This window comes from Ruminococcus sp. AF17-12, assembly GCF_003479245.1.
GTDB classification, from domain to species: Bacteria; Bacillota; Clostridia; order Lachnospirales; family Lachnospiraceae; genus Blautia_A; species Blautia_A fusiformis.
Map to the genome: position 1 here is coordinate 337976 of NZ_QUGY01000002.1, position 7048 is coordinate 345023.

Annotated in this window: 7 protein-coding genes and 1 pseudogene; all 8 read right to left on the minus strand. The window is 40.0% G+C overall.

The annotated features are described in order from the left end of the window. Positions 1 to 33 precede the first annotated feature (33 nt). The gene (gene rnhB / locus DWW77_RS03640; RefSeq protein ID WP_015525313.1) at positions 34 to 789 is read right to left on the minus strand and encodes a ribonuclease HII; all 756 of its coding nucleotides are present in this window, start codon (positions 787 to 789) and stop codon (positions 34 to 36) included. Next, positions 789 to 1646 (minus strand): ribosome biogenesis GTPase YlqF, encoded by an 858-nt coding sequence (gene ylqF / locus DWW77_RS03645; protein WP_015525314.1) that lies wholly within the window; start codon positions 1644 to 1646, stop codon positions 789 to 791. The genes rnhB and ylqF overlap by 1 nt, the downstream gene beginning before the upstream one ends. A gap of 42 nt (positions 1647 to 1688) precedes the next feature. Beyond that, a complete protein-coding gene (gene lepB / locus DWW77_RS03650) occupies positions 1689 to 2297 on the minus strand; it encodes a signal peptidase I (protein ID WP_015525315.1) in 609 nt (202 codons plus the stop codon). Positions 2298 to 2393: 96 nt separating this feature from the next. Next, positions 2394 to 2741: a 50S ribosomal protein L19 gene (gene rplS / locus DWW77_RS03655; RefSeq protein WP_015525316.1), complete on the minus strand. Its 348-nt coding sequence runs from the start codon at positions 2739 to 2741 to the stop codon at positions 2394 to 2396. Between the two features lie 138 nt (positions 2742 to 2879). After that, positions 2880 to 3755, minus strand: a complete 876-nt coding sequence (locus tag DWW77_RS03660) for a methionyl aminopeptidase (protein WP_015525317.1) — start codon at positions 3753 to 3755, stop codon at positions 2880 to 2882. A 196-nt stretch (positions 3756 to 3951) separates the two neighbouring features. After that, positions 3952 to 5106 carry an RNA-guided endonuclease InsQ/TnpB family protein gene (locus tag DWW77_RS03665; RefSeq protein WP_353616909.1) on the minus strand — a complete coding sequence of 385 codons (1155 nt, stop codon included), beginning with the start codon at positions 5104 to 5106 and terminating at the stop codon, positions 3952 to 3954. Then, positions 5045 to 5577: pseudogene (locus tag DWW77_RS03670) on the minus strand (IS607 family transposase). Before DWW77_RS03670 ends, DWW77_RS03665 begins: the two are co-directional and overlap by 62 nt. Before the next feature lie 404 nt (positions 5578 to 5981). Next, positions 5982 to 6680, minus strand: coding sequence for an energy-coupled thiamine transporter ThiT (locus tag DWW77_RS03675; protein WP_022427325.1), 699 nt, complete (start codon positions 6678 to 6680; stop codon positions 5982 to 5984). Positions 6681 to 7048 lie beyond the last annotated feature (368 nt).

Here is a 7048-nt window from a genome sequence, read left to right on the forward strand (position 1 = left end):
TTTCTGTTTTTGATGTCGGTATCTTAAGTATTTTTATACAAAATGTGTGATAAACGTTTTTCTATGTATCGGACTTGGTCCATATTTCTTCAATGCTTCAATATGCGCTGCAGAACCATATCCTTTATTGGAGGCAAATCCGTATTCCGGAAGAACCTTATCATATTCTTCCATCATCCGGTCTCTGGTCACTTTGGCAACAATACTTGCTGCCGCAATGGATACACTTTTTGCATCACCTTTGATGATGGGTACCTGCGGAATCTGGATTTCCGGTATGGTAACCGCATCGTTCAAAAGCAGCTGCGGCTGCACAGAAAGCCTGCTCACTGCCTGACGCATTGCCTCATAGGTTGCCTGCAGGATATTGATCTCATCAATCCTCTCCGGACTTGCCATTCCAATTCCAACAGAAACTGCTCCCTCCAGGATCACATCGTACAATTCTTCTCTCTTCTTAGCTGTAAGCTTTTTAGAATCATTCAGCCATAAAATATCGCAGTCTTTCGGAAGGATCACCGCACAGGCGACTACCGGTCCGGCAAGAGGGCCTCTTCCCACCTCATCGATCCCGCAAAGATATCCAAGATGCTCATATTCATGTTCATATTTCTTCATGCTCTCTGTACGTACACGCTCATCCTCCAGAGCCTGAAGCTTTTTGTGATACTGCTGGATCAGTTTCTGTACACCGCTTCTCTCATCATTTTCATAATGACGAAAAAGGGCGTTATATTCGCCCTCCTTCGCTGACGCAAAACGCGCCTTGATATCTTTCATTGTTTCCATTACGCTTCCTCCGGACCTTTTGGAAACTCCAGAGTCACTTTTCCCAGTTTTCCGGAACGAAATTCTTCCAGCAAAAGGCGGGATGCTTTCTCATAATCAAGCTCTTCGCCCTTTTTCAGACATCCTCTTGCTTTCGCAACTGCAGTAAGGATATCCAGCGGTTTCAGCTCTTCTTCTACATTGTATCTCTCTCTGATCGCTGCCGGATAAAACTCCTGCAGATATCCGATCAGACCCAGGGCAAGTTCTTCGATGTTCAGAATATCGTCCTTGATCGAACCGATATAGGCAAGACGCATTCCAACTTCCTGATCTTCAAATTTTGGCCAGAGAATTCCAGGGGTATCCAGAAGCTCCACACTTTTATTCAGACGTATCCACTGTTTTCCTTTTGTAACTCCTGGTTTATTACCGGTCTTGGCACAGGCTTTTCCTGCAAAGGTATTGATAAATGTTGATTTTCCAACATTAGGGATTCCTGCAACCATCGCACGTACCGGACGGTTTTTGATTCCTCGTCTCCGGTCTCTCTCTGTCTTTTCCTTACATGCCTCTGTGATTGCCGCAGAAACGGCCTTCATAGATCCCTTATTGCGGGAATCAATACTTACCGCATAGATTCCTTTTTCTTTGAAATATTCCATCCAGGCACGGTTCTGTCTCTCATCGGCAAGATCTGCTTTGTTGAGAAGGATCATACGCGCCTTGTTTTTTCCCAGCTCATCAATATCCGGATTTCGGCTGGAAAGAGGAACTCTTGCATCTACAAGCTCAATGATCAGATCGATCAGCTTGATATCTTCCTGCATCTGACGCTTCGCCTTCGTCATATGGCCTGGATACCACTGTACGTTCATAATTCACCTCATTTATCTATACTTTAATCTGTTTACTTTGATCTATTTTATAAAACCTATTTTATTTTTCGGAGAAACTGTAAACCAAACTTTCCCGACAATGTACTTCTTACTGATATTTCCGATATCGCTGAAGCGGCTGTCCTCACTGTTATTGCGATTATCACCAAGGACAAAATATTCCCCGCTTTCCAGAGTTATAGCACTATTTGCAAGTCCTCCATCTGTCATATCCTGATAAGCTCCGTTTTCTTCATAAACCTTGCCGTTGATATAGATCTTCCCGTCTTTAACCTGAACAGTCTCCCCGGGAAGGCCGATCACACGTCGGATATGCAGGGCTGCCGAGTCACTGGCGCTTGTTTTAAAAACGATCACATCTCCACGTTTTGGTGAACTGACCTTATATAAAGCCCTGTTTACAAAAAACTTTTCACTTACAGAATACGTGGGTTCCATGGCACTTTCTTGCAATGTCACAGTCTGAAATGCAGAAATTGCAACCAGCACAGCAAAAACCAGGGTCACAATAATTTCAAACACCCATTTCACGATTCCTCTTGTCCTGTCATCACGAAGCTTCTCCCTTGCTTCGGAAACAGCTCTGTTTTCCTTCAGATTTTCGATATTAATCTTCTTATTTAATCCCATATTCTATCCCCTGTATGTGTCTTTACACGCATACGCACTGATGTAAAAAGAGGGACAATAGCAAATGTTATTGTCCCTGCCTCTTTACTTATGAAATTATTTTACAAGCTCTTTAACCTTAGCTGCTTTACCTACACGATCTCTCAGGTAGTTCAGTTTCGCACGGCGTACTTTACCATGACGGATAACCTCAACCTTAACTACATGTGGGGAATGAAGCGGCCATGTTTTCTCAACACCAACACCGTTGGAGCTCTTTCTTACTGTGAAAGTCTCTCTTGTGCTTCCACCCTGTCTCTTAAGTACTGTACCCTCGAAGATCTGAACACGCTCACGTGTTCCCTCTTTGATCAGTGCGTGTACTCTTACTGTGTCTCCTACGCGGAACTGCGGTACTTCAGCTTTCAGCTGAGCGGACTCAATGTTCTTAATAATTTCGTTCATTTCTTTCTCTCCTTAATTATACTGGATGTTCTTAATACACATATGGTAACAGAGGACCATCTTTTTTCACAACATATGTGATTATACACTAGATAACTTCTCATTGCAAGGACTTTTTTTCCGGATTTTCGATGGCTTTTACCAGCAAAGGACCTCATGTCCTGTTTCTGTAACAAGGACCATGATCTCCCACTGTGCCGATGGCAGACCATCCTCTGTCCTCACTGTCCAGTCATCGATCTCATCTGTATAGATTTCATCAGATCCCATATTGACCATTGGTTCAATAGTAAAGATCATTCCGGGTACCATGAGTACACCTGTATCTTCCTTAGATGTGTAGCTTACCCATGGATCTTCATGAAACTCAAGACCTACACCATGTCCGCCAATTTCTCTCACAACTGTATAGCCGTTTTCCACTGCATGTTTGTGTACAGCACTTCCCATATTTCCGATCGGTGTCCATGGTTTTACCTGTTCAAGGCCAAGCTCTATGCATTCTTTTGTCACACGGACAAGCTTCTCCTTCTCCGGACTTACCTGTCCAATACAGAACATACGGGAGGAATCAGAAAAATATCCCTGATAAATGGTGGATACATCTACATTGACAATATCACCTTCTTTTAAGACAATTTCTTCATCCGGGATTCCGTGGCATACTACCTCGTTGATAGATGTACATACGCTTTTTGGAAAACCTTCATAATTAAGTGGTGCCGGAATTCCGCCATGACGTACTGTTTCTTCATGTACCCAGTCATCAATCTGCTGTGTCGTCACGCCTGGTCCGATATGCTCTGCAACATAATCAAGAACTGCAACATTGATCTTGCAGCTCTCTTTGATCTTCTCGATCTGTGCAGGTGTCTTGATCAGATCATGGTCAAGAACTGCATACCCCTTCTTTTTCATGAGTTCCATTTTTTCATCAAATGCTTCATGACATTTTTTATATTTTTTTCCGCTTCCACACCAGCAGGGATCATTTCGTTCAATTTTTTTAGACATCTTTTTCTTCTGCCACTCAAAATATGTGTAAATATACTCACATCGAGATAACGTAGACTCTCACGAGTTCTACTTACTGCTTCACCGTGTATGTTTTTGATTGACCGAAATCATATCTACTCACAAGTTCTTGTACACTCCGCAGTCGTAAATTCCCGAAAATAGCCTTCGGTACATACTTACGTTTGCGTTTTAGTTATGCAACTTCGTAAGTTATTGCATCTCTCAAATTAAGTGCAGCATTGAGATCTCTGTCTTCGACATAACCGCAACTGCATTTGAATATTCTATCTGAAAGCTTTAAATCTTTTTTGATAGCGCCACAGCAGTGACAGGTTTTAGATGATGGATACCATCTATCTACTATTCGAAGTTCGATCCCATTTTCATTGCATTTGATTTGCAGCTTTGTTCTAAATTCATAAAACTTTTGTGATGCAACTGCTTTTGAAAGATGTCGATTCTTCATCATACCATTTACATTTAAGTCCTCGATCGTTATATAAGATGGCTTGGTTTTCACTATCTCAGCGATTGTCTTGTTAATGTAATCAGTACGGATATTATCTATCTTATGATGAAGTTTCTGTACCTTGAGTTTTTGTTTTTGTATATTCGCCCTTTGAGTGACTTCTCCTTTCTTTAGATTTTCATACTTACGGGAGAGACATCTCTGTTCCCGAATAAATTGTTTCTCAAGCTTTTTCAGTCTTGCTGACTTGTTGATGTTCTTATAAGTCTTACCATTAGAAACAATGGCAAAATCCTTTAATCCCAAGTCTATGCCAATTCCTGCATTGGAATTATCAGCAATCTTGTTATCAGAAATTTCTACAAGAACTGAAACATAGTATCTGTCAGCTTTCATTGAGACCGTGCCACTTTTAACCACATATCCGTCTTTAGTTGTTGGAATATATCCTTTTTCTTTGATACGGACCCAACCAAGTGACGGAATATTGATTCTATGCCTTTCGCAACGACAATCCTTTGGATTATTCTTTACAAAATACATCTTTACATCAGATCTGCCTTTCTTTTTGAACTTAGGAAAAGCACTCTCGTGATTGAAAAATCTTGTAAAAGCAGTTTGTCCATTATTTACTGACTGTGTTACTGCTTTTGAATAAGCTTCCTTGATCCACGAATACTCCGGATGCTCAGAAAGATATTCATTGTTAAGCCAGACTCTAAACCTGTTACTGCTCATAAACTTTTCACCGTTGTTGTAAAGTTCTTTATTATGGGCAAGATAGAAATTATAAATAAATCTACAAGTTCCTATCGTCTTATGAATCTTGACTTTCTGTTCCTCTGACGGATTTATTTCCGTCTTGAAGCTCTTTAGCAATTTCCACATCCCTTTCTATTTGTTTTTTATACTTACGAAGTCCGTACAACCTGCAAGAGAACACATGGAGTATTGAAACAATATCCTGCACGAGGTTTTGATTTTTTGTTCCATCACTTCATCTAATAATTCGTTCCACTTTTTACGATTGTAATTAAGGCCACTTCCATAATCTTCAATACACTGGTCTACAATAATACCTTTGGCATTACAAAACTGTCGTAAAAATGCAACCTAGTTTTGTAAATCATCTTTTTGATTTCTTGTAGATACCCTGGCATAAATAACTACCTGACGTTGGTCATCTTCAGTACTTATTCCTTTGAATTGCAGATATTGGTCATAAGTGTAATAACGTCTATCAGTTGGAGTTCGGTTTGCCTTTAGAGTTCCGTCTCTATCCCAACGCTGTAATGTTTTTACAGATACACCTAACAGTTCAGCAAAATCTTTTGGCTTGTAATTTGTGATATTTGATGTGTTCATAATAATTTACTCTTTTGAGTACTTTTAAACACATTTGATCACATTAGTCAACAAATTTGATTACTTAAGATATTCTCCTTTTCGCAACTGTATGGCTGCTTTTTCTTTTGTATTTTATATGTTCAGATATGTTATATCTGTCTGAAATATTTTAACCGAATCAAAGAAGTCTCCTATGTGGTTGCGAAAAGCAATAAACTGTAGGTGGGGACTTGCCTTCATCCGTTTGAATGGGAAATTATTCCGCCTGATTATCATAGCACAACTTTCTTTAGGTGAAAAGTATTCTTTGTGTTTTTGGTTTGTTTTATATAACTTTTTGTGATTTTTCAATAAAAAAAGATCGTAGTAGCTTGAACGATCTATTTTTATTTATGTGTCTGTATTAATTATTTTTCGGTGGCTGCAGATTGTCGATTTCCACCAGTTGCCATTATTCGCATTCGCCCAAGTGCACGGGATACTGCCGGAATAGAAATTACTACGATCGTCAGTACACCTTCCAGAAGAATATAACTGTAATTGTAAATAATCGGATACAAAGCTGTCAGAGACTTCGGAAAATTATCCGGCATATAATCCATCCAATAAAGATATCCGCCAAGTGCATGGAATGCCCCTCTTGCCAGAATTGCTAGTATGTATGCTTTAAGAAGACCATGTTTTCTGGATTTTGTAAATAATCCGGAAAGCCCCATGGCTCCAAATGCCAGAATGTAATCACAGCATACCTGAAAAAATGAAAGGACATATGGCTCCTGGAGGAACTGAAAAATCCCATATACAAGACCGGTAAGAATTCCTACCTTAATGCCATACCAGTAACCGATCAGAACAATAAACAACATACTGAACAAGGTCACAGATCCGCCAAATGGCAGTTTAAATATCTTAATGTAGGAAGTTACATATGCAAGTGCCAATGCTACTGCACAGGTAACCAGCTGCTGTGTGGTAAATTTTAATGCAGATGTGTTTTTCTGAAGTAATACTGCTACCAGAATTATCAAAATCAGGACTGCAATAACAGATACGGCATATCCTGCCGTTGTGAGACCGCCTTCGGCAGTCACAAGAAAATTAAACATACTCTTTTCTTTCCTCCTTACGATTAAATTGCCCAAATCAAGTTCAAAGGTCAAAGCCTGCACCTCCTCACAGCCTGGTCAGGCTCCTTTGGTCTTACCTATTGTAGCATATGGAAAAAGAGATGTAAATGGTGGGAGATGTATGATTATATATAATAAAAACAGGAGAAAAATCCATGTACTGATTTTTCTCCTGCTTTCCTCTTTCCCTTTGTACCTTAAAAACTACATACATGCTTTGTTGATGGTTAATCAAACTTTTTGAATCAAATTTAACCTGCGTACCGATACTACAGCGGGGGGGGTATCCCCGCTTCCTCGGCTTTTTGGTCAAGCCCTCACCCGATTAGTAACAGTCAGCTCCATGT